This window comes from Urechidicola vernalis (assembly GCF_031846385.1).
GTDB classification, from domain to species: Bacteria; Bacteroidota; Bacteroidia; order Flavobacteriales; family Flavobacteriaceae; genus Urechidicola; species Urechidicola vernalis.
This window is the reverse complement of the sequence record NZ_JAVRHV010000001.1, coordinates 234,480-259,782: the sequence shown is the minus strand read 5'-3', so window position 1 is coordinate 259,782 and position 25,303 is coordinate 234,480. Positions and strand designations below refer to the sequence as shown.

Annotated in this window: 15 protein-coding genes; all 15 read right to left on the bottom strand. The window is 35.1% G+C overall.

The window, feature by feature from the left end:
- Positions 1-40 precede the first annotated feature (40 nt).
- Positions 41-619, bottom strand: coding sequence for an RbsD/FucU domain-containing protein (locus tag RM519_RS01200; RefSeq protein ID WP_311591657.1), 579 nt, complete (start codon positions 617-619; stop codon positions 41-43).
- Positions 612-2,054 carry a sulfatase family protein gene (locus RM519_RS01195; RefSeq protein WP_311591656.1) on the bottom strand — a complete coding sequence of 481 codons (1,443 nt, stop codon included), beginning with the start codon at positions 2,052-2,054 and terminating at the stop codon, positions 612-614. Before RM519_RS01195 ends, RM519_RS01200 begins: the two co-directional genes overlap by 8 nt.
- Positions 2,055-2,199: 145 nt before the next feature.
- A complete protein-coding gene (locus RM519_RS01190) occupies positions 2,200-4,794 on the bottom strand; it encodes a GH116 family glycosyl-hydrolase (protein WP_311591654.1) in 2,595 nt (864 codons plus the stop codon).
- A gap of 3 nt (positions 4,795-4,797) precedes the next feature.
- On the bottom strand, positions 4,798-6,411 hold the full coding sequence (locus RM519_RS01185) for a right-handed parallel beta-helix repeat-containing protein (RefSeq protein WP_311591653.1): 1,614 nt from the start codon (positions 6,409-6,411) through the stop codon (positions 4,798-4,800).
- Between the two features lie 22 nt (positions 6,412-6,433).
- Positions 6,434-7,906 (bottom strand): right-handed parallel beta-helix repeat-containing protein, encoded by a 1,473-nt coding sequence (locus tag RM519_RS01180; protein ID WP_311591652.1) that lies wholly within the window; start codon positions 7,904-7,906, stop codon positions 6,434-6,436.
- A complete protein-coding gene (locus tag RM519_RS01175; protein ID WP_311591651.1) occupies positions 7,903-9,330 on the bottom strand; it encodes a sulfatase in 1,428 nt (475 codons plus the stop codon). The genes RM519_RS01180 and RM519_RS01175 overlap by 4 nt, the downstream gene beginning before the upstream one ends.
- A gap of 57 nt (positions 9,331-9,387) precedes the next feature.
- Entirely contained in the window at positions 9,388-10,839 is a 1,452-nt protein-coding gene (locus RM519_RS01170; protein ID WP_311591650.1) for a sulfatase-like hydrolase/transferase, read from the bottom strand.
- Positions 10,829-11,701: an alpha/beta hydrolase gene (locus RM519_RS01165; protein WP_311591649.1), complete on the bottom strand. Its 873-nt coding sequence runs from the start codon at positions 11,699-11,701 to the stop codon at positions 10,829-10,831. Before RM519_RS01165 ends, RM519_RS01170 begins: the two co-directional genes overlap by 11 nt.
- A gap of 35 nt (positions 11,702-11,736) precedes the next feature.
- On the bottom strand, positions 11,737-12,096 hold the full coding sequence (locus tag RM519_RS01160) for a hypothetical protein (protein WP_311591648.1): 360 nt from the start codon (positions 12,094-12,096) through the stop codon (positions 11,737-11,739).
- A 58-nt stretch (positions 12,097-12,154) separates the two neighbouring features.
- Complete coding sequence (locus tag RM519_RS01155) at positions 12,155-14,593, bottom strand: glycoside hydrolase family 2 TIM barrel-domain containing protein (protein WP_311591647.1); 2,439 nt, start codon at positions 14,591-14,593, stop codon at positions 12,155-12,157.
- The gene (locus RM519_RS01150; protein WP_311591646.1) at positions 14,593-15,978 is read right to left on the bottom strand and encodes a sulfatase; all 1,386 of its coding nucleotides are present in this window, start codon (positions 15,976-15,978) and stop codon (positions 14,593-14,595) included. The genes RM519_RS01155 and RM519_RS01150 overlap by 1 nt, the downstream gene beginning before the upstream one ends.
- 43 nt (positions 15,979-16,021) lie before the next feature.
- Complete coding sequence (locus tag RM519_RS01145) at positions 16,022-17,491, bottom strand: arylsulfatase (protein ID WP_311591645.1); 1,470 nt, start codon at positions 17,489-17,491, stop codon at positions 16,022-16,024.
- 13 nt (positions 17,492-17,504) lie between these two features.
- Positions 17,505-20,009 (bottom strand): beta-galactosidase GalB, encoded by a 2,505-nt coding sequence (galB, locus tag RM519_RS01140; RefSeq protein WP_311591644.1) that lies wholly within the window; start codon positions 20,007-20,009, stop codon positions 17,505-17,507.
- Positions 20,010-20,442: 433 nt separating this feature from the next.
- Complete coding sequence (locus RM519_RS01135; protein WP_311591643.1) at positions 20,443-22,131, bottom strand: RagB/SusD family nutrient uptake outer membrane protein; 1,689 nt, start codon at positions 22,129-22,131, stop codon at positions 20,443-20,445.
- 5 nt (positions 22,132-22,136) lie between these two features.
- Positions 22,137-25,298: a SusC/RagA family TonB-linked outer membrane protein gene (locus RM519_RS01130; protein WP_311591642.1), complete on the bottom strand. Its 3,162-nt coding sequence runs from the start codon at positions 25,296-25,298 to the stop codon at positions 22,137-22,139.
- Positions 25,299-25,303: the final 5 nt, after the last annotated feature.

Sequence of the window (25,303 nt, the reverse complement as noted above, 5' to 3'; positions counted from 1 at the left end):
TATGCTTCAATATGAATAGTTTGGAAATGATTAGAATTAATTAGGGTTCATTCGATGAAGCCTTTTCTAAAAGTTGTCTCATGTTATTTTCTGCTTCTGCATTCCAATAACCGCATTCCAATTGAAAAAACACTGAAGTATAAGGGATGGCTAAATCCGTTTTAATAATTAAAATATCAAATAATTTTGCTGAAGCATCTAATTCGCGAATAATCACTTCATGCAACATGGTTTCGGTATGCTTTCCTTTTAACACATCTAAAAGATTTGATCTATACTTTTCAATTCCTGGAGCATCATTTTCTTGAACATATCCCATTTCTTTATCAATAAAAATATTTGCATGTACATGAGGTGCTTTATCAATTAATTTACTGACAAACTCCACAGTTTCAATTTGACTTTCATTTATTGTAATTGTCTTAATTGCAGGATTACTTTGAACTGGATAGGCACTATCTGCTATTACAATCCAATTTCTATGACCGTATTGTTTTATTGTATTTTCAACATCTGTTTTCCAATTAAATTCTTCCTTTACCACTTCACTGCTTTCCTTCTCTGTTGTTTGGCATGAGATAATAAATATCATTATCAAAAATGTTGCTAGTCTATTCATCTTTTAAGTTATTTTTCCATTTATAAAATTCTTCTATTCTAATATCTTTAGGTCCTAAATCATAAAAACGAGCGCCTTCACCAATGCTATCATGATCACCTAACTCTTTACGTCCTTCCTCTATCAATAACATCAATTCTTTTACTTTCTCTGGATGTTGTTCTGCAATGTTGTTCTGTTCTTCTCTGTCGTTTTTCAGGTTGAAAAGTTGTACTTCTTTAACGGCGTCTATTTTTCTTCCTCTCCATTTCATATACCCAGGTTTTTTAGAACGAGGTAATACCAATTTCCATTGACTGTCTCTAACGGCCTGCAAATGGGTGTATGCGTAATAATAAAAACGATCATGCTGGCTTTGTTCATTATTCAAAAGCACACCGCTAAAATCTTTTCCATCAATAGTTACTTCTTTTGAAAGTTTTGCTCCAGAAATTTCTGAAAAAGTTGGTAGAAAATCCATTGTTGTCAGCAATTCATTATTTACTATTCCTTCTTGAACTTTCCCTTTCCATTGCATAATGCAAGGCACCCGAACGCCTCCATCCCAAGTTTGTGCTTTACTTCCTTTAAGTGGATATGCACTGCCTCCATGGTCTCCAATTTTTTCTTCAATCCAAGGGCCATTATCCGAAACGAAAATCACCAAGGTGTTTTCTTCAAGGCCTTCTTCCTTCAAGGTCTTTAGAATTGCTCCCATGCTCCAATCCAATTCTTCGATAACATCTCCATATAGTCCTCCTTCAGATTTCCCTCTGAACTCTTCGGAAGCACTTATCGGAACGTGGGGCATATTGTGAGATAGATATAGAAAAAATGGATTTGATTTATTTTGCTTGATAAAATTTTTAGCCTCTTTCGTGTATTTACTTGTAAGCTGGCCCATTTCTTCAACAGTATTTATCACCATCAACGTATCATTATTTCTCAATATGGGGCTTCGATGAGGCGATTGCTCTATTAATTTTGAATTTCCGTTGTATTCGGGCGTTCCGTAATAATAATCAAATCCTTGTTTTAAGGGTATTTGTTCTGGCGTTTCACCTGCATGCCATTTTCCTATGCATGCTGTTTTATAACCTTGGGTTTTTAATACTTCTGCAATGGTTAGTTCTTTTGGATGCAGTTTTGTGTGAAAGTTTTTGACATTATTCGGCTCCGCTATTCTTATTGGATAGCTCCCCGTAAGCAATGCCGCCCTGGATGGACCACAAAGAGGTTGTGCATAAAAATTGGTAAATCGCATTCCTTTTTTAGCCATTTCATCTAGATTGGGCGTCTTTATGTTAGGCGAACCAAACACCCCAACATCATTATAACCTTGATCATCCGTTAAGAAAATAATGAAGTTTGGTTTATTTGATTGCGAAAGCATCGGGTTTTCAAAACCCAATAAACATAAAACAAATGATGATATAAAGAATAAATTTCTTCTCATTTTATTAAAATACAATTTCAATTACTTCATGTAAACCGTCAGGTCCTGCATCTGGGTTTGGAATTGTTAAAACCCCATTATTATGAGTGTACTCAACTGTTTGACCAGTTCGCAACAATTAAAAATATTTTTTTCATTCGTATTCTTAATAGTTTAGTGCTGTTTTTTGACCTTCATTAATAGACCTTGTTCCTTTAAACTTGTGAAGTTTGTGGTTCCCTAACTGAATTGTTTCTAATTCTAATTTTCCATGAAGAACCTCTAAACTAATTTCATAATCGTTACCGTTTTTCACTATATCACACATTCCCCAAGCGGTTCCAGTTGACCAAAAATATTTTCCCGGTTTGTCTGTAAATTTGATGGATTTGTCAATGGCTGAAAATTGAAATCCACTTTCGGCAATAACACCTGCCCATGAAGCCATAGCACGTGCATAATGATGTCCACATTCGGCTTCATCAAACGGATTTCTTTTTAAGCCATCATAACGATCTCTAATGTTTTTGATGTTATCTAATCCTTCTTCTTCCATTCCTTCATACAACATTCCAATAGCAGCGGTATATTCAAATCCGGTCATTACTTCCGACCAATAAGGAAATGGAATTGTTGGTCTACCTCCATTAGGCCAACTTGCCATAAGCAAAGCCTTTTCATCTCCCATTGCATAGGAACGCATATTGTTAAAGTGCTCATACATACCATCTCTCTTATTGTATTTTTGAATACTCTGTAAAGCCGTTTTTACATTTTCTTCTTTTACCAAATACCCAAGACCTAAGACATGTGCCATATATTGACCTACCAATTGATCCACCAAACATCCAGTTTTTAATTGATAATAAGGGTCGTTTAAATCCAACCCTTTTAAACGATGTTCTCCTACCAATCCTTTAGCAATTGCTTCTTTACTTTCCGGAACTTGTGTTTTATGCACGTAATATTCTCCATTAAATAAATTGGCATCTGTCCATTCGGATCCATATTCAAATAAACTCTTGCATTTTTTAGCAAAGGGTTTATCATCCATGAATTTGGCCATTTCTTCTGCCGCTCTCAGTGCACCTAAATACCAAATTTGCATTTGTGGATTAGGACCATAATACTCTACATCCATGGTGTTGTGTTGCACACCTTCCATAACGCCATCAACATCACCATCCCATCCATTTTCTATCCAGGCATACGCCAAAACGGTTTTTATTTTTGGCCAATGTTTTTTTAAGAACTCTGAATCTCCAGATAATTGCCAATCGCGGTAAAATTTCATAATGGTTCCCATTTGTCCATCTGCAGCGGCTAAGTCAATTCCCGATGCTTCTTTTTGCAATGGAAGTTTGGTTCTAAAGCCCATATGCCCATCTTCTCCTGATGCATATTCAAATTCTACTTCACGCATTGTTAAAGCCAACTTATTAAAAAGAAACGGAGTGGCTTGTTCATAATTCCAAACATGCGTACACGATCCAAAGCATGAACCTTCTCGATCCATAACACCTTCCCAACCAAACATTTTTCCATCTTCAGTTCTAAAAACAGTTTGCGAACGTAAGGTACTCAGGTTAAAAAGTGCCGACTCTTTAATTTCTTCAGGATAAGTACTTGCTATTAAACTGTTTGTGAATTGTAGTGTTTTCTCTGTTAAGGCAGGCAAACGATCTATTTCCTTTTCAACCACATCCCATGCATTATCATATTGGGTCGAATAGTAGTTTTTAAGTTTATCTGAAGACCATGCATACCTATTAGGGAAATTCCAAGTTAAATAAAATGTAAACGTTTTCGTTTCTCCGGCTTTTAAGGATTTTTTTACAGCCAAGGAAGCCAAAGGATCTATATCGTATTGTTTGTCTTTTTCGGTAAGCAAGCCATCAGCACCAAAATCGTCCCAAAAATTCAACGTACTATTATACCAATCATTCTTAGTGGAACTTGTACGATAGGTAATTTGTGCTTGTTTGTTGTTAGGAGTTGAAATCGCAAACGTACCCCAAGCGGCATCATTTTTATCTACACCATTTGAGAACATGTAAATACCCTGAAACTTTTCTGTTTTTCTATATTCATTCTTGTTGTCTTTTGCACCAATAGGGATAAAATCACCTTTCCAATCAGAAGTGTGTTTACTACCATCTTTACCAATAAAATTTCTAATATTTCCAGAAATAGCAACTTCTAAATCCTCAGATGTTGTATTCTCTACTTCATATTTTAAAATTGCCATCGGAATCCCTGAAGCATCGGCATCTGCGGGAATAAATGGATTATAACCCACAATTTTCACCTTTACGGGCATTGTTTTATCAGATAGGCTTACAATTCCGAAAGGGTATGTTGCCTCAAAAGACGCGTTTCTAAAACGCGGAAAACCATGATGATCTACCGACCTTCCCTCATAGTGTTGATAATCTGCTGGGTTGATAGGTCCCAATAACGCCTTCGTGTTTGGTCTAGCGTTTTTCTTTCTGGTATAAATGGCAAAAAAAGGAGCATCGTTTCCTGTGGTCACCGTGCTGTATCCTTTGGCTGGTACATTCATTACCTCCCAATCTCTTAATTCACCAGAACCACCTAATGAGACTGTTCCGGTTCCAATACCTCCAATAGGTAATGCTACTCTGTGAAGATGGTCTTGATCATACTCTTTTAGAATACTTATTTTCTCACTTAGTAATTCTTCTTGTGCCATCAAACTAAATGACATACAGAAACTAAGTATATATATATACTTTTTCATGGCTTAATTCATTTCTATGGCGCCCATATCCGGCAAATCCTTAATATTATTTCCTAAAATGTCTTTTTCTACTTTAACTCCTATGTACAACCCTTTTTTATCGCCTGGAATTAGCGGGATTTCAATTCCTTTATTTTTAATCAATTCAACATTAGTAGGAGTATAGTCTATAATTTCTTTTCCTCCGGTATTCACAAATTCAGGATTTCCAAATACAGAAGTTTCAGGTTGAATGAGTACATCTTTTGGCCAGTTCGAGTTTTTTAAAAACAAATTATTCTTGAAAATCACATTTGGTATATCGGCCTCTCCAGATTCTTGTGGTTGATATTGATCTCCTAATACAGCCTTACTATTTCCTTTTATATGAAATATGTTATTAGCTACTAAAACACCTTGTGCCACCTTGGCTACGGCCATTTTAGCCGTTATTTCATCTTTTACATAAATCGTATTATTATAGAAATAAGAATTATAAGGACCGTTTCTTTCCCTGTTTTTCCCAACAAAACCACTTAACCAATAAATCTTACCTTCTTGAAAAGCCACGCCTTTCTTTTTAACCCGATGACCGTCATTAATACTTACATTATAACGATAAGCGCAATTCCAATTATTACCAAGTATTTCAGCAAATCCACCAGCATTATTTTCACTTACATTGTATTGCACAATAATATTCTTACAATTAAAATCGATATGACAACCCGCTGAATCTGCAGGACCATTAGCATTTCTAAAACTATTATGTTCAATCAACATGGTATCAACTCCCCAAGTCCACATGCCACTTCCGCGACCCCATTTTCTACTGTCATCATTAGAGCCTGAGTAATTTACTTTATTTCCTTTCACAAGTCCGTTGGTAATACCACTAAATTGCATACCGGGACCACCAGTTTTAAGTACTTCGTTATTCAGAATATTGAGGTTATCAATATTACCATTGATTTTGATTCCCGTATGTGCAACATTTTGCACCTCATTAGACTGAATAAATACATTTTTTAAAGTTGATTTGTTCTTCATTAAAAATCGAATTCCCCATCCATAACTCTGCGTTCCGTTAGCGCTTTTCACTTCATCTTTGCCTCTTTGAAAACCTGTACTTTCAAAAAACACATTTTTTATAGTACAATTTTCTATGGTTATATTCGAGTAATTTCCAACCTTACTAGAGGTGTAGAAAATACCACAACGCATCCCTTTTTTAGGTTTTTTTCCTCCATCAGCTATAATAGAAATTCCATTAATTTTGATATGACTGCAGTCGGTTAGTTTAATCCCGTTTAAAAATCCTTTGGCGTTAATTATTGGTTTTATATCGCTACCCGAAACGACATAACTTGAAATTTCAATTGGTTTTGATTTTGTTCCGCTTAGCTTAGTCCATTCAATACTACCTTTAAATTCTTGTCCATTAGCCAATAAAATAACATCACCAGGTTTTAAGTTTGTCGTGCTAACTTTAAAAAGTGATTTCCATGCGGTGCTTTCACTTTTACCATTGTTTTGATCGTTTCCAGTTTCTGCATTTACGTAATATTCTGTTGCAAAGGATGAAGTACTTATAAATACTACTATTAGGATACTGCTTATGTCTTTTAATATTTTCATTTAATAAAATTGTTGAATTAATTTAATTCATGGTTTTAAATCGTGGATCTGGATTTTCTATTCTAAACCGAATAAAATCATATAAAGTTTTAAAATCATTACTTTCCTTAATGGACCCATCATTTTTTAGGGTCTCTAAAATTTTTAACGGATTCTTTTCTTTATAGTTAAAGCCTGTTTTAATATCATTTCCCTTTTGAACAAATCCGGTTGTTTTGTCAATATTCAAGTTGGAAGCCTTTTGCTGATTCCTCACAATATTATTTGAAAAGACTGTTTGATTTGGATAGGTGTTACCCCAATCTTTAAACTCAAGTAGTGTGTTTTCAATTTCTGAAACAGGTTTCTTTGGGATAATAATTATATTGTTCTTTATACTTGTATTTTCGACCGGACCCGTAATATGAAATGTTGGAGAAAAGAAACGTTTGTTATGCGCCTTATACGGTCTTAAACCATCATTTACACTTAAGTTATACTGTATTTTGGTGTCTTTAGTTCCAATATTCATTGGTTCACCTAATTTAAATCCGTTGTTGCAAATGAGCATAAAACCACCCCAATTATCAAAACTGTAATTGTATCGAAATGTACTCCCAATACAGTTAAAATCGGCATCATAACTCTGACCATCCCATTTGGCTCTATGATCACTTACTTCATTAAATTGAACTAAGGTATTGTCTGAACTCCAAGGCCATATTCCGGCAGCAGCATCTCCAACAGGCATAATATCCAAGCCTTTTCTTATAACGTTATATTCAATCAATGCACCATCACAACCTATGGGAACAATACCATCTCCAGGAACATTTTCTATTAAATTACCACGAATAACCACGCCCAAACTCGGATGCCATTCCGAACGATTTGCATACCCTCTAGAATTCATTGCATTTCGATCGCAATGATGGATATAATTATTCAGAATTTGTAAATCAATAAAGCGAGTTTTGATTTTCTTTCCTTTGTTTTCCCATAAAATAGCGGATCCACCACCCTCTTTCTTTTCTAAGACACCATTTACATTATGAATCTCTAAACCTTCTAAAACAATATGATGGCTGTCTCCAAAATCTTCCGCACGAACAATAATACCTCTTCTTCTTGCTTTTCGTTCTTTTCCTTGATTGGTTATTTCTAAATTACGGACTTCCCAATATTCAACATTATAGAGTAACAGTGTATACTCGTTATATCCATTTCCGTGAATTGCTGGATTGGCACCTTTTCCATACCTGTCAATTTGAATTATCTTACCTGCTTTGCCCGAACCCTTTGGCACTAATTTGCCTTCATAAGAAGTTCCAGCAGCAAAAAGTATTTTATCTCCGGGTTTAAAATTTTGCTTATTAACTTTCCATAATGTTTTCCATGGACTAGATTTACTTGTACCGGAATAGGAGTCATTGCCTGTTTTGGAATTTACATAATAAGTGTTAGCAAATAAATATGGACAAAATAACAGGGTTAATATTGCTATTGTTTTTCTCATTTTTTATTCTTCCCTCTGTATTTTGCTTTATCTGCTCCTTCAACGCTCCATGGTGAAACAAAATCAGAAATCATAGGATGTTCATTTTTTGGAAGATGAGATTTTAGTTCCTTGATTAATTCCGCTTGATTTTCATCTTTTGCTAAATTGTTCCATTCATTTGGATCGGCGGTATGGTCGTATAATTCTTCACCACCATTATAATACCTTATATATCTGTGTGTTTTAGTTCTAACAGCATAATTTCCTCTTCCCCAAGAAGTAATTGTGGGAATAGTTAACTGTTCTGTCTGATCTTTAATAATCGGAATTAAACTTTCACCATCTACATATTCAGGGACTTCTACACCGGTATATTCTGCAATAGTTTTATAAACATTAATAAGTGAAACCGGCTCTACGTAGTTTCTTCCTTGTGGTTGATTTTTAATTCTACCATCATAAATAATAAATGGTACTCTTGTTGCTTCTTCCCAAAGCGTAAATTTTTTGAACGTGTTCTTTTCACCTAAATGATAACCGTGATCGGACCAAATAACAATAACCGTATTATCTGCGTAATCACTTGCCTCTAGAGCATCAAGAACTCGACCAATATTATAATCAGCCCATGAGATTGAGGCTAAATAAGCTCTTCTAATCTTACCCCAAGCCTCGTCTTTTTTATATTGATTAAACTCACCTTGTTTAACTAATTTTTTTCCTGCTTGTGGTATATCGCTTAAATCATCTTCTTTAAAGTTTTCTAAATCAACTTCTTTAGGGTACTTGTCAAAGAATCGAATTGGAGCATCAAATGGTAAATGCGGTTTTACAATACCTACCGCTAAAAAGAATGGCTTGTCATGCTTTTCTTGTAATTTTTCAATCCCGTAATTTGCAAATTGGTGATCTCTATGTTCCTCATCAGGATGTAATGTTGGTCTAAATGAATGTTTGGCGTTTCTTTTATAGCCTTCACTGTCTTTAAATTTCTTATTAGCATTCTTTGGCTCGTAATAGTCCGTCCATTCATTAGGGTCATCAGAACTGCCATGATGAATTTTACCTGATCCAAATGTATTGTAACCATTAGCCTTGAGCAGCGTTGGCAAAGTGGTGTATTTTTTTCTTAATTGTTTGTGAATATCATGCTCATAAAAAGGATACAAACCAGAATTAAATGGTTCAACCCCGTATAACAATGAATTTCTACTTGGTGAACATCCAGGTGCTGACACATGCGCATTCGCAAAGTTAATTCCTTTATCTGCAATCTTATCTAAGTTTGGAGTAATGGCTTCTGAATGACCTCCCAAAAAACCAGTCCAATCATTCATATCATCTATAGCAATAAAAAGGATATTTGGTTGTTTTTCTTGAGCGCTAATTGATAATGTTCCCAAAAATAAGACGCAAACGATATATTTAATGTTTTTACACATAATTGGTAATTGTTTATAATTCTGTTTTATTTCAAACCAACATTTTAAGTTTGGTTTTTATTTCTTCAATTTAGAAATATCTAGTGGTTCCTTATACATTTCCATTTGAGCATAAAGTTCTTTCTCTAATTTAATAGCAATTTCTTTGTATTCTAGGTTATTGTATTGATTTGTCATTTCATTAGGGTCTTTTTCTAAATCAAATAACCAAGGCATATCACTAGGGGACAGTACCAGTTTGTACTTGCTGTTAACTGCAGCGACCCAACGTCCTCCAGCATTGGTTAGATACACAATTCTCGTATTATCTTTAACCTCTTTTTGAGTATTAGAAAAATCTTTAGATGCATCAATTCCATGGAATTCGTTGTCAGACTGATCGATGTTCATTAATCCTAAAATAGTTGGGGCGAAGTCCACCATAGTTAGTGCTTTTTCAACAGATTTTCCTGCTTTTACCGCACCAGGGTATCTCAACATAAATGCTACTCTAGCCGACATTTCATAAGGAAGTCCTTTATTTAATTTTCCGTGCTCACCATACAAATCTCCATGATCTGAGGTAAAGACAACAATAGTATTATCTTCAAGGTTGTTTTCCTTCAAATAAGACAAAATCCTACCTACATTGTCATCAATATTCTTAACCATTCCAAAATAATTGGTTAACCCTCTTTGAAGTTTGGCCTCCTTTACAATATTCTTTTTCCCATTTAAATTGACCCAACCAGGAATTTGTTCTTTTGATTTTGTTGCAGATAAAGGAACTTCAAATTTCATATCCTTGTACATCGTATCATAAGGTGCTCTAACTTGATCTGGTCCATGTGGGTCAGGTAAAGAAAGCATTAAGCAAAATGGTTTGTTTTTATCTCTCTCAATAATTTCAAGTGATTTATCAACTAAAAAATCTGTTGTAAAGTTGTCTCTGTCAACTTTATCATGATCCCAAACTCCTCCTCCATTCTTATTGATTTCTTGATCGACAAATGGTCCATTATCGTTTTCTCCTAGTATTTTCCAATGTCCACGATTGAACATGTATCTGTTATCTGTAAAACCAAACTTACGTTCCGGCGCAAATCCTGGTTTCCCTTCTCCATCCAAATGCCATTTTCCTACATATGCCGTTGCATAGCCATTATCTTTTAAAATCTGAGCAAAGGTCACTACTTCATCCTTTAAAGGCATATCATTTACAGGTGATCCTGTTGCGACCGGGTACAACCCTGAAACCATAGATGCTCGTGAAGGCGTACAAACAGGAGAAGGTGCATACCAATTTAAAGCGATAGCTCCTTCATTGGCGATTCTGTCAATATTTGGTGTTTCAACTATATTGCCTTCACCCCATATTTGTCCTTGTTCTTTTGACATCGTTGCTCTGTATGCCCCAAGTGTTCTTAGATTGTGTTCATCTGTATGGATGATTACAAGGTTCGGTTTGTTCTGTGCTTGAAAATTTATTCCCGAAACTAGGAGTAGAATTAAAATGATATTATTTTTCATTAATGCTTTCTCTAAATTTATTAACGATTGGTTTCCCTTTTAAATAGCCTAAAGATGTTAAAAAAACATCGGCATCCTCCATTGTTTTAAAATGCAATTCTTTGTTCATATCAATATTAAAAAATGCATGGTCTTGATCATCATATAAAATTAAATCACAGCGTAATCCAAGCACTTCCATTTTTTGCTTGTATTCCTGAGCTTGACTAACCGTAAAAAGTTTGTCCTTTGTACCTAACATAATTAAGGTTGGCGGTGCATTTTTAATTAAATTATGAGCAGGAGAGAAACCTTCCCAATATTCATGTACCCTTTCGAATCCATAACCATTAGGTCCATTATTCGCCACTGGGTTAAATAACACTAGGGCTTTAGGAACACAACTCACAGAAGTATCTTCACCTTCTTCATTAAATCCTTCTAGTGTTGCCATTGCCGCCGCAACATGACCTCCTGCCGAGCCACCACCAGCTACAATTCTATTTGGGTCAATTCCATATTCTGAAGCATGCGTTTTAATCCATCGCATCGCAGACTTCCCATCTTTTACACATTCTATTGGAGTGGTTCCATGTGGTTTTTCGGTTCTGTACTGAACACTTATTGCCACCATCCCTCTAGATGCTAAGTATGCAGCTTGATTATAGAAATGGGCAACACCACCACCTTTCCATCCGCCACCATGAAAAAATAAAATTGCAGGAGATTGATTGTTCATTTTATGGTTTTCTGGAAAAAAGATATCCATGGATAACTTAATTCCATCCACCTCTTTATATACTACTTTTAGATTTGGCTCAACAGAGGCAAACGACCTTATTAAAGCAGCAAATACAAGAAATAAAACCAATGAATTTTTCATATTTAAATTAACTAGAGCTTATAAATTGTTACTAATTAATTCAATTTTTTCATTTCCTTTTTCACTTTATCATAAAAAGGTTGTAGTTCTTGGTAGTTTTTACCGTGATATTTTTTAAATTCTTGACCAAATTTTCTATTTGGTGCTTTCTTTTCTTCTTCGGTAATTTCACCTTTTTTATACTTTTTATTTGCTGCACTTTGCTCTTCAAAATGAGCTACTTTAAGTTCATATACTTCTTTTTCTTGCTTTTCCGTCAAATCAAACTCTTCCGCTGCTACTTTTGCAAATACTTTTGCACGCTCAAATCTACCTTCATAATAATTATTTTTAGATTGCGCTGTTCCGGAAATTGCGAATGCAAAGAATACTAATACAAGTGTTATTTTCTTCATGATATTATTTATTTAATTATTAATATTATTTTTTTTTTAATTTATAATCAACGAATTATTATTTCGACAAAACAGATAATACTGACTCTTGTAAACCTTGCGAAGAAGCTTTTACTTCTATTTCTCCTCCTTCATCTGTCGATTGAATCAATAACAAACATTTTCCTTTAAATGCCTTTCTGCTCATTACTTTGTGAGGTGCTAAATCTAGTATATCACCATTTTCTACACCAAGTAATTTTGCAGGTCCAGAAATTTCAAATTCAACGAAGTTATCGCCTTCTGGAACAATAACATTCTTACTATCTACAATAGCAACTTCAATTTGAATAACATCTGTTTTATTTGGTTTAACAGTTACCTTGTCTGCCTTTAATTGAACTTTGGTGCCTATTTCTGCACTGTTATATATTTGTTCAACTACCGGTTTACTATTATTCTTAGCAACAACTTTTAACTCTCCGGATTTGTACGGCACCTGCCAAACAATTTGTCTTTCAGAGGTGATATTCTTTTCACCCAAAGATTTTCCATTTAAAAATAATTCTGCACTTTCACAGTTGGTGTACACAACCACAGGTATTTCAACACCTTCGTAGCCAGGATGCGTCCAATGTGGAAGCATATGTACCATCGGTTTATCACTCCAAAGACTTTGATATAAATAATAGTGGTCTTTTGGGAATCCGGCTAAATCTATAATACCAAAATTTGCAGTTCTTGCAGGCCAACCAAAAGATTCTCCTAAATAGTCAAAACCAGTCCATCTAAAGTTTCCAACATAATAGTCTAATGCTTCAACACGATTCCAATCGTCTCTAACTCCAATTCTAACAATTGAATTATCGTACGATGACTGGTATTTTTTTGTGATTCCAGGAAAAACTTCTTTTTCGGTTAAATCCGGTATTTTATATACTTTAGACTCAAACCTTTTAAAATCTGCTGGTTTTTCCCATGGTGCTGGATTGTCTTTGGTTCTATACCAAGTTTTAGTTCTGTAAACACCTCTAGTTTGCAAGGTGTGTGTCATTTCTGTTCCAATAATTAATTTATCTGGATTTTCTTTATGAAACTTCTCTAAAACTCCTTTTTGTTCTCCATGGCCATTAAATCCTGTTATATCAACATAAGGCGCAAAATGACCTCGACCTTGTGTTACTGGCCTTGAACTATCAATTGTTTTTAGGTAACTCACAATTTCTTTTTGATCTTCAGCCTTAAAGCCTCGAACTTCATTACCAACACTCCACATAACTACCGATGGATGATTGCGATCTCTTTTTACAAAATCTTTTAAATCTCGTTTCCACCATTCCTTAAAATAAATTCCGTAATCATATTCCGCCTTTTTGGTGAACCATCCATCAAACGCTTCATCCATTACCATTATTCCTAGTGTATCGCACAAAGCGTAAAACTCTGGAGAAAATGGATTGTGAGTTGTACGAAGTGCGTTACATCCCATGTCTTTTAGCAACTTTAATCGGCTATATAAAAGATCATCCGGTACCGCAGCACCCACAGGGCCAGCATCGTGGTGATTACTTAAGCCTTTAAATTTTATTGGCTCGCCATTTAGTAAAAAACCTTTATCTATATTTAACTCAATAGATCTTATTCCAAACGGTGTAGTGTAGGTGTCTATTAGTATTCCATTAACCAGTAACTTAGTTTTTAAGTTGTACATGTTTGGACTATCAGGAGACCAAAGTTTTGGATTATTAACTGTAATGCTTTGCTCAAAAGAACCATCTTTATTAATTTGAACTGTACTTTTTGTTGAATCGATAGCAATATTAGTAGCATCGTAAATAATACTAATTACATCTACAACTTGATCTTTTTTAGCATCATTCTTTATATCACCATTAATTTTTATGTCGGCACTTGAATCTGAAATGTTTGATGTCGTTATCGCCGTTCCCCACTGAGGTATATAAATAGTAGAAGTTTTTGTTAACCATACATGACGATAAATTCCTGATCCTGTGTACCATCTTCCGCTAGGTGATTTTGAATTATCTACTCTTACAGCAAGCTTATTTGTACCTTCTTTTAAATATGGGGTTAAATCATAAGAAAAACTGATATATCCATAAGGTCTTTTTCCTAAATGATTTCCGTTTATATAAACATCAGAATTCATGTAAACGCCATCGAACTCTACAAAATACTTATCGTCCTTTTCGAGATTCTCAATCTCAATATTTTTTCGATACCAACCAATACCAGTAGGTAAATATGCCCCTGCAATTCCAGCAGGGTTATTTTCGTTGTATTCTCCTTCAATACTCCAATCATGTGGTACATCTAGGTGTCTCCAATCAGCATCGTTAAACTGTTCTTGAGAAGCGTTTTCAATATCTCCCAAAGAAAATTTCCAATCGAAATCTATTGATACTCGCTCTCTAGGATTTTGCTGAGCGCTACTTTTGTTACTTCCGACACAGGCTCCTAAAAGAACCAATATTATTAAAACGAGTATTTTTTTCATTACTTTTTACGTTCTTTTTCCTTATTAAAGTTTTGGTTTTTAGTTGGGTATTGCGCCCCAACTTCATCTCTCCATTTCGATAGTCTCATCTTCAAATCCTCTGCAATGGCAGGATGATTTTCAATTATATTCATCGATTCTCCTACATCGTTCTTCAAATTATACAATTCATACGAATCACTTTCGAAATTCTCAATCAATTTGAAATCTCCTAAACGAATTGCAGAATATGGAACTCCGCCTTCTTGATGATAATGAGGGTAATGCCAAAAAATAGCTTCTCTTTCTGAATTTGATTTTTTAATAAATGGTAAAACACTTTTCCCATCAACCGTCTGTCTTGTAATCTTCCTTGACTTAATACCTGTCAACTCCATTAGGGTTGGATAATAATCCATTGAAATAATTGGCGTTTCAACTTCTTGACCTCCAACAATTCTATTTGGCGCATAAATTATAGTTGGAATTTTAACTCCTCCTTCGTATATATCGCCTTTACCAGTTCTCAAAGGTGTATTATTTGTAACAGGGTTTTTAGGATTTTTTCCAATTAACCCACCATTATCCGAAGAGAAAAGGATAATTGTGTTCTCTAACAAGCTCTTTTCTTTTAATTTAGTTATAATCTTACCAACAGCTTCGTCTGTATGTTCAACCATGGCTGCATAAGTGGCATTTCTGTGATTTGCGTTCGGATTAACAAGTGATTTGAATTTATCTATTTTATCCTGTGTGGCTTGAAGTGGCGTATGAACATTATATAACCAAAGATTGATAAAAAACGGTGAATCACCGTTCTTGTCAATATATGATACAACATCATTGCTTAACCTTTCTGTTAAATACTCTCCTTCTGGTCCATCCTCTAATCTCGGGTTTCCGTATGGAGAGAAATAGCCGGTATATCCTTTTGCTTTATCTCGTCTAGGTGCTCCTCTAGACCAGCCCCCAACATTTATATCGAATCCATGATTTTCTGGCCAATTTTCTTCTTTTTCACCTAAGTGCCATTTTCCAAAATGAGCCGTTTGATATCCCGCATCTTTAAAAGCCTCTGCCATGGTATATTCCTCATCGGGTAAATACATAGTCCAATCCGGAACATTTAATTTTGCCCATGGGTATTTATGTCCTTCTATCCAATCTGTAACATTTAATCTAGCCGGGTATTTTCCTGTAACTATAGATGCCCTAGTAGGCGAACATACCGTACATGAACTATATGAATTTGTAAATCGTACCCCTTCATCAGCGAGTTTATCAATGTTAGGACTTTGATACAAGTCACTTCCAAAACTACCAAGATCGGTCCAGCCCATGTCATCAACCAGAATTAATACGACATTCGGTTTGTTATTCTGAGCAGAAATGCACCCGAATAACATTAAACCAATTATTATAATATAGACTTTATTAAACATCATTAAATTAATCTACATTTAAAAAAGTCGGTGCTTCAAACTTAAAAATATCTGAAGGCGTTCTGGCTTCTCGCATTAATTTTGTCAACTCCTTAACTAATTTTGGATGCTTAGACGCCAAATTATTTTCTTCTCCTGGATCTAGTTCCAAATTATACAATTCTATTATTCCGTTTGGATCTTTCAATACGTTATACTTAACCCCTTTCCATTTTCCTTTTCTAATGGCAGTTCTTCCTCCTTTTTCGTGAAATTCCCAATACAAATATTCATGTTGTTCTTGGACTCCAACTTCGGTTAGTGTAGGTGAAAAAGAAATTCCATCTATTGAATCATCTAATTTCTGCCCTGTTATGTCTGCAAGTGTAGGCATGATATCCCAAAAAGCAGAAATATGATCTGATGTTGATCCGGCCTTTATCTTTCCGGGCCATTTCGCAATCATTGGCACATGCACTCCACCTTCGTACAAATCTCTTTTATAGCCCTTATAAATTCCGTTACTATTAAAATAGTCGGGGTCGGCTCCTCCTTCTCGATGGGGTCCGTTGTCCGATGTAAAAACTACAATTGTATTGTCTGCAATTCCTAACTCTTCTAATTTTTTTACTATTTCTCCTACCTGAGTATCTAAATGATTAATCATCCCAGCAAAGGCTGCATGAGGATAATCTTGCGAACCATAGCCTCCTAATTTGTACGTTGGTCCATCATCTACACCGACATGTTTCGTTTCAGGATTTAATTTCCCTTTATATTTTTCCATGTAAGAATTTGGTAATAACAACTCGGCATGTGGCAAAGGAGACGCGTAAAACATAAAGAATGATTCGTCTTTATTTTCTTCGATAAATGCTAATGCTTTATCATGAATTAAATCTGGGGCATAGACTTCTTGTCCTTTTCCTTCGTTACCTTTTAATATGATTTTTTCTTGATTGTGCCATAAGTGATACGGATAATAGTTGTGAGCAACTCGCTGACAATTATAACCGAAAAACTCATCAAATCCCTGGTTGTTTGCGTCTCCTTCCGAGCCCGGGAATCCTAATCCCCATTTACCATAAACGGATGTTTTGTATCCAGCCTCTTGAAGCATTTCGGCCATTGTATATGTATTTGCTGGCATTGGGTGCTGGCCTTCAGGTCTTACCTCTTTATTTCCTCTTATTACGGTATGTCCTGTATGCATCCCTGTTAACAAGGTAGAACGGGACGGCGCACAAACTGTAGCTCCTGAATAATGCTGTGTAAATACCATACCATCTACAGCTAATTTGTCAATATTAGGCGTGTCAAATTTATCTTGACCCGTTAAACTCAAATCTCCATAACCCAAATCATCAGCCAAAATATAGATCACATTTGGTTTACTATTCTCCGTTTTTTCTTTTTTATTATCAGTATTCAATGATGTAAAAAAATAAAACCCAACCGACAAGACAATCATTAAAATTAAAACATATCCTCTTTTCATTATTTCTACTTTTTTATTTTGTGAATACTTTTACATTTCCGTTCGTCATTCCATTAGAGGAAGCCTCAATACTAACTTCTCCGGATACTCCTTTTTTACTTTTAATAATTAGCATACATAATCCATTAAAGGCTTTTCTATAATTTGCCTGAAACGGTTCAGTTGTTGCCGCATTACCATTACCCACTGCCGCAATACTAGCAGGTCCATCAATTTTGAAATTGATTAAATTATCTGCAAGCGGGCAAAAGTTACCATCCTTATCTACAACTTTCACAGTTACAAATGATAAGTCCGAACCGTCTGCATCTATTTCTGTTCTATCCGGAATTAATTCAATATGATCTGGTTCACCAGCAGTTACAATTATTTTCTCTGCTACCGCCTTTCCATCATTGTAAGCAACTACTTTAAGTTCTCCCGGCTCATAAGCTACATTCCAGTTTAATCTATATGGTGACTCCCAAGTAGTTTGAGGCTTTTTCCACCATGAAAACTCAGCAGGAATTGTTGTTTTATCTACACCCATCACTTTCTTACCAAGTGATTTACCATTTAAAAATAATTCGGCCTCCTCTGCATTTGTATAGCAATAAACAGGTATTTCTCTGTGCTCTGAATTTTCCCAATTCCAATGCGGCAAAATGTGAACCATAGGTTTTTCTGTCCACCTACTTTGATAATAATAATACCTATCCTTTGGAAAACCAGCTAAATCTACTATTCCAAAATAAGAACTACGCGACGGCCAGTCTCCACCCCATTTACCATGTGTCTCATTATCTCTACCATTATATGGAGTTGGTTCTCCTAAATAGTCAAAACCTGTCCATACAAACTCACCTAATGAATGCGGCATAGTTTCTTGCGCATAGGTTTCAAAATCTGGTGGATATGCCCAAGGCGGACTAATAATATCGTAACTCGAAACTTGCAAAGATTCATGTCTATCATAATTCTTAACCGGCAAATGATACACTCCTCTTGAACTTACGGTTGATGCCGTTTCTGCACCATAAACAATAAAGTTTGGATTGTTTTTAACAACTTTATCGTACTGGGTAGCTTTGTAATTAAATCCAACTAAATCTACAGCTTCGGCCAATCCATTTTTAATAGATTGCGGATAACTGTTAAATCCTGCAGTTACTGGCCTTGTAGGGTCTTCATCATGGCAAATAGCGACTAAGTGTTTTGCTACTTCGGCGCCCTTTTTATTTCTTTGCTCTCTAATTTCATTTCCTATACTCCACATGACAACAGAAGGGTGGTTACGATCTCTTTTAATCATGTCGCGTAAATCACGCTCATGCCATTCATCCCAAATTTTGTTATATCCGTTTTCTACTTTTGCTATTGCCCATTCGTCAAATGCTTCTAATTGCACTAGAATTCCCATTTTATCACATAATTCCAATTGCTCTTTTGATGGAGGATTATGACTTGTTCTTATCGCATTTACACCGATACTTTTCATTATTTCTAATTGACGCTCCGTAGCGCGATAATTAACTGCACTTCCTAAAGGTCCAAGATCGTGATGTAAACAGACACCTTTAAACTTAACTTGATTTCCGTTTAATTCGAACCCTTTTTCTTTTGAATACTTGATAGTTCGGATTCCAAATGTAGTTTCATAATTATCGATTTGACTTCCGTTTTTCAATAATACAGATTCTGCTGTATACAAATGTGGATTATCTAAATCCCATAAAACAGGGTTGCTAACTTTAATTTTATCTACTACAATTAGTTCTTTTTCCAAATTAACAACTATTGAACTTTTAGCCATCACTTTTCCGTTAGCATTTAGAATAGAAGTTTGTAAACTATACTTTCCCCTTAAGTTTTGCTTATTTTCAATGGTAGTTTCAATTACAACTTCTGACTCCGTTTCTGATACCATCGGTGTTGTAATATACGTCCCATTGTAAGTTATATTAACTGGGCTTTTAATATTTAAATATGTATTTCTATAAATTCCCGCTCCAGGATACCAACGCGCAGAAAGTTCTTTTGGATCGACACGTACTGCAATTATATTTTCTTGTCCAAATTTTATATATGGAGTAAGGTCTACTTCGAAACTTATATACCCAAATGGTCTTTCTCCTGCTTTCTCTCCATTAATAAAGATTTCGGCATTATTCATAACGCCATCAAATTCTACGGTTACTTGTTTTCCTTTATGTTTGGCATCAATTGTAAAATTTTTGCGATACCAGGATGTACCGTAAATTGGTAAACCTCCTGTGCGTGTATCGTGTTTTTTATCAAATGGACCTTCAATAGCCCAATCGTGTGGTAAGTCCAATTTTCTCCAAGAAGAATCATCGAAATCAATTTCAGACTCAGATCCAATTTCTCCCTTTCCAAAGGTCCAATCCTGATTAAAAGATTGTGATACTCTTTGAGTATTTATTCTTGATTGTGAGCATGACAACTGAACAAACACACATAAACAAAGTACTAGATTAAACGTACTTGTGAGTGTTATTTTATTATTTATTTTTTTCATTGATTAATCTACTATTGGGTAGTCATTTAATTTGTGTATCTTCTTAAATTAAGAAGTTACTAATGTTAGTTGTTAAGATGTACCCTTTGTACAAAAATCGAATTAATTGACATCAAAAATAGGGTGTTTGAGAGCAATAAATAGGGTTAAATAGGTCAAGGCAACTTGTTTTCTAACTCCAATTAATTTATTGAGTTAATCACTCATTTCTTTTGTTTGAAAATCCATTTAAATACTTAGCACTATTGAATTCATAATATTTCAAATAATGGCTAAAAGGGAATTAATACGATAGCGTAATTTCATATAAATATGTTTTAAAACACCACTATTTAAATAAATCAAATAGTGGTGCTGTTTTTGGCTTTATCCTAAAGCTTAACTCATACTCTCAAACAGATAAAGCTATTTAAAAAAAACTAACTATTTATTTTTACCATCCTGTTTTCTGCTCTAACAAATTATTTATCAATACTTCTTGCTCTGGATAAGGCAGCGATAAGTGTATAGATGGATTGAAATTATCATAATCACGATGCCTAAACGCATGAGAAGCATTATATCCAGGTTCATAAATTATGGCCTCATACCCTTCTTTAAGTTTTTCTTCTAATAATCCCCAACGAATTAAATCATGCTTTCTATGCCCCTCGAAACACAACTCTCTAAATCGCTCATCTACAATTTCATCAAAGAAAGCATCGGCTCCTGCAATGGCCTCTGGCTTAACAGTTGCCAATCCTTCTAACCCTGCTCTTGCTCTAACTAAATCAATGGCCGAAACAGCTTCCCCCGTAGGACCATTTATTTGGTTCTCTGCTTCTGCAAACATCAATAACACATCAGAAAATCTTAAAAGCGGGAAGTTTATCCCAGTGAAATGTTGATTTACAGGCTCAGGCGCTTCTATGGTTACAACTGGTTTCAAAGCTGCATTTGTTGCATCAAGATCCCATGGATGGGCAGCATCCCAACGTCTAAATTTTCCAATAGTATATCCCCAATCCAATGGGTTTTTTTCCGCAACAACACCATTTGGGTTCCATCTATTTTTATTAGCACCATAGGCTGGAACATTCCAATGCTTTCTTAAACTATCATTATCTTCATACAAAAGTTCATGTAAAGGAGATGGTGTGATTTCTGGACTAGAAACAGGTTCGTTAACTCTAGACCCATTAATACCATAGAATAAACCATTATATGATCCAATTCTTCCAGCAATATTTAACCCTAAATCAGTGGCATTTCTATAAACCATTTCAAATAATGTTTCGCTCAAATCAAATCTATTTTGAATATAATTTAAGAATACATCTTTATAACTAGGGTTTAGCATATGGTCTCCACTTTCCATGATAATGCTACAATGCTCTTTTGCCGCTAAGTATGGATCTTTTCCATTTATCTCAGAAGCCTGCAATGGATATCCTGCTGCTTTTAAATATGTCTTTGCCAACATTGCATGCGCTGCTCCACTGTTAGCATGCCCAGGTACATATTCCCCCTCAGAAACGCTATATAAATTTTCTGCTGCAAATGTTAAATCTGCTAAAATTTGCTCATAGATTTCTTTAACTGGCGAAGGCGCAACATGATTTGAACTTTGATCTTCCGATGGCTCTAGTCTCAGTGGAACTTCATTAAACCAAATAGTAAGGTGGTAATACATTAGACCTCTCAAAAATCTGGCTTCGGCTAAATAATTATTATACACAGCCTCGTCTTCGAATTTAGTTGGATCTATATATTTAATCATATTATTGGCATTGTTAATACCTCCGTATAAGGTACCATACAAATTTCTAACTTCTACCGAAGCAGCATTATGCTTATAGATACCAGTTGGATAATTTTCATTCCAACTTTTTAATTTGTATTGTTCATCGGTACCACTATTCATTTGTTGTATTACACCACCAAACACATTACCACTTGATAAATGTGAATGAATACCAGCTAATGCAGCATTAATATCATTCTCTGTTTGGTAAAAACTATCTCCTGTCCAATTATTTTTTGGCTCTAAATCTAATTCATCCGAACAACCAGTCGTAACCACTAATAATCCTATTATTAGCAATCCTTTATTGTAAATTGATTTTATCTTATTTAAATTCATAATTATTAAAATTTAGCTTGAACTGATAAACTATATGTTCTACTTTTTGGATATGCCGAAAAATCCATATTTGGCATTGTATTTCCTCTTGTATTCACTTCTGGGTCAAATCCAGAGTAATTTGTCCAAGTAAGTAAGTTCTGCCCAGCTAAGGCCAGTCTTAAACTACTAAAGCCAGATTTTTTTGGAATAGGTACATTATACCCTAAAGTAATTGTTTGCAGTCTTAAGTAACTTCCGTCTTCTACATATCTATCGTCAAAAGCATAACCTGGTCTTGGAAACGTTGCATTACCGTTTGAAACATGTGCAACAACATTAGTATCTGTATTCCAAGGAGTCCATGCATTAGCAACATGTGCCAAACCATTTTGTGCATTTTGTGCACTTGGGAAGCCCCATAATGAATTATTGGCATTAAACACGTCTTGTCCATAAGACCATCTTAACAAGATGCCTAAATCAAAATTTTTGTATTTAAAATTGTTACTAAATCCTCCGAAGTGATCTGGGTATGGATCTCCAATAACTACACGGTCTTCTTGATCTATTATACCATCTCCATTCTGATCTACATGCTTCGCAGTTCCAGGTCCTGTAAGTGTTGGGTTAGAAACTATACCGTCTTTAAGAATATAAGGAGCTGCAGGGTTAGATACTGGATCATAAATAAAATCTTCAGCTTGATATAAACCATCAAACTCAAATCCATACATCATTCCTACTGGTTGACCTACCGCAGAAATATAATAGAACTCATTATTCCATTGAATTCTAGGGTCTGATTTGATAAACTCTTGCCCATCATTTAAAGCCAACACTTCATTCTTGTTTGTAGAAATGTTAATACTAGAGTTCCAACTGAAATCATTTTTATCTACAATTAATCCAGACAGCGTAATTTCAAATCCTTTATTACTAACTGATCCTACATTTTGAGGCACTGCGCTAAACCCTGTACTTAAGGCCATATCACCCCACAATAATAAATCTTCTGTTTTCTTATCGTAGTAATCTACAGTACCAGATAATCTAGAATTTAACATAGAAAAGTCTAGACCTAAGTTGGTTTGTGCCGTTTTCTCCCATCTTAAATCAGGCACCGCAAATGTTGTTTGAACTGCACCTGGCTGGTATTCTTCTCCTGCACCAAATGCATATGGATTCCAAATTGCAATACCAAATTGATTTTGAGAACTATAAGCACCAACACCATTATTACCTGTTAGACCCCATCCTGCTCTTAACTTAAGACTATTCACAAAATTTACATTGTTCATGAAATTTTCTTTTGCTATTTGCCAAGCTCCAGAAAACGCTGGAAAGTGTCCCCATCTATTGTCTCCTTGGAATTTAGAAGACCCATCTGCTCTATACGTAGCAGTAAATAGATACTTATTATTGCTTAAGTTATAATTTACACGGCCAAAAAATGAAAACAAGGCATCTTCTTGAAAATCTGTTCTTGCCATTGTAGGTCTTGTAGCCACATCAATATTATTTATTCCAAATGCATCTGTAGGCAAGGCTAAGTTCCCAAATCTATCTGCCCATCTTGTATTGTGTACATATTCTGTACCTATCAAGGCCCATAAATATTTACGATTCTTTCTTCTACTATACTGTAATGTATTTGATGTAGAGAATGTTGATCTTTCATACCCATTAATTTGAGCACTGATACCATCTTCTGTTTTCTGCGCTCTTGCAGTATTTTCCGACCAAAAATTTTCTTGTTTTCCAACCGTAGTACTAAAACCATTGGTTGTTTTAAATTTAAAAGCATCATTTATATCCCAAGTAAGCGTTGTGTTTACACGAATATTATGTGCCTTATCTTCACGTTTTGTTCCTCTAATATTTTCAATTGGATCGAATAAATTGGCATACTCATTATCATTAACACCCGGAATATATCCTCCATTACCTGGTTCCTCTCCTGGCCCAAGAATTAAAGGGTCAACCGGTGCAAATTTCACCACACTTTTCAAAAACTGCCTTGCAGGTCCATCTGTTAAAGCAGGTCCTATCCTATTTGTTTTAGAATAGTTCATAGAACCCCATAATTTTACTTTACTACTTAACTCATGGTTAATGGTAAAGTTTGTATTAAACCTTTTAAACCCTGTAGTAATTAAGACCCCTTCTTGATCTACAAAACCAGTTGTAAATGATAAGTTGGTTTTATTATCGCCACCTCTAATAGAAATATTTCCTTGGGTCATTGGCGCTACATCAAAAGCTTCGTCTTGAAAATCTCTACCTTCTACATCTCTATACAATTCTGGATCTACCCAACGCCCTCTAAAGTTATTTAAGTTACTTCCATCTTGATTTGGTAAAAATTGATATCCATCTCGTGCAATTGCTGCAGTTTCTAAATTTTTAACATATTGATACGGACTCATCACATCTAATGTATTCGTAACTTCTTGTAATGAAGTAGAAAGGTTTATGGTAACTTCTGATTTAGAATTAGATCTTCCAGACCTAGTCGTAATTACAATAACTCCATTGGCTCCTCTTGAACCATAAATAGCCGTAGCAGAAGCATCTTTTAATACCGTAAACGTCTCAATATCTGAAGTTTCTATCGATGCAGGATCAAAGTCAGTTAATGGCAAACCATTTACTACATATAACGGATCGTTTGAACCTGTTATAGAATTTCCACCACGTATCACAATTTTTTGCGCTGCCCCAGGTGTACCTTCATTAGAAGTAACATTAACACCGGCAATTCTACCAGCCAACGCCTCATCAAATTTAGCAACAACAGGTGTTTCTAATTCTTTGGTCTTTACTGTTGAAATAGAACCTGTTAAGTCCTTTTTTGCAACAGATCCGTACCCAATTACCACAACCTCATCTAGTTGTGCAACATCAGCGGATAATGAAACATTAATTACTGATTGATTACCAACGGTAATATTCTGTGTTACCATTCCTATCATTGAAATGACCAATACATCTGCACTTTGGGCAGAAATTGTGTAATTTCCATCAAAGTCTGTCATGGCTCCAGTAGTAGAACCCTTAATTTGAACTCCGGCTCCTGGAAGTGGTTGCCCATCGGCATCGGTTACTACTCCTGTAATTGAATTTTGAGCAAACCCTATACAGGAAAACAGAATTGCTACTAGATATATATATTTTTTTAAAATCATAATTC

Bases quoted from the DNA above. Each gene is read 5' to 3' on its own strand.
- RM519_RS01200 (WP_311591657.1), bottom strand. From the start codon at position 619: ATGAATAGACTAGCAACATTTTTGATAATGATATTTATTATCTCATGC.
- RM519_RS01195 (WP_311591656.1), bottom strand. From the start codon at position 2,054: ATGAGAAGAAATTTATTCTTTATATCATCATTTGTTTTATGTTTATTG.
- RM519_RS01190 (WP_311591654.1), bottom strand. From the start codon at position 4,794: ATGAAAAAGTATATATATATACTTAGTTTCTGTATGTCATTTAGTTTG.
- RM519_RS01185 (WP_311591653.1), bottom strand. From the start codon at position 6,411: ATGAAAATATTAAAAGACATAAGCAGTATCCTAATAGTAGTATTTATA.
- RM519_RS01180 (WP_311591652.1), bottom strand. From the start codon at position 7,906: ATGAGAAAAACAATAGCAATATTAACCCTGTTATTTTGTCCATATTTA.
- RM519_RS01175 (WP_311591651.1), bottom strand. From the start codon at position 9,330: ATGTGTAAAAACATTAAATATATCGTTTGCGTCTTATTTTTGGGAACA.
- RM519_RS01170 (WP_311591650.1), bottom strand. From the start codon at position 10,839: ATGAAAAATAATATCATTTTAATTCTACTCCTAGTTTCGGGAATAAAT.
- RM519_RS01165 (WP_311591649.1), bottom strand. From the start codon at position 11,701: ATGAAAAATTCATTGGTTTTATTTCTTGTATTTGCTGCTTTAATAAGG.
- RM519_RS01160 (WP_311591648.1), bottom strand. From the start codon at position 12,096: ATGAAGAAAATAACACTTGTATTAGTATTCTTTGCATTCGCAATTTCC.
- RM519_RS01155 (WP_311591647.1), bottom strand. From the start codon at position 14,593: ATGAAAAAAATACTCGTTTTAATAATATTGGTTCTTTTAGGAGCCTGT.
- RM519_RS01150 (WP_311591646.1), bottom strand. From the start codon at position 15,978: ATGTTATTCGGGTGCATTTCTGCTCAGAATAACAAACCGAATGTCGTA.
- RM519_RS01145 (WP_311591645.1), bottom strand. From the start codon at position 17,491: ATGAAAAGAGGATATGTTTTAATTTTAATGATTGTCTTGTCGGTTGGG.
- galB (WP_311591644.1), bottom strand. From the start codon at position 20,009: ATGAAAAAAATAAATAATAAAATAACACTCACAAGTACGTTTAATCTA.
- RM519_RS01135 (WP_311591643.1), bottom strand. From the start codon at position 22,131: ATGAATTTAAATAAGATAAAATCAATTTACAATAAAGGATTGCTAATA.
- RM519_RS01130 (WP_311591642.1), bottom strand. From the start codon at position 25,298: ATGATTTTAAAAAAATATATATATCTAGTAGCAATTCTGTTTTCCTGT.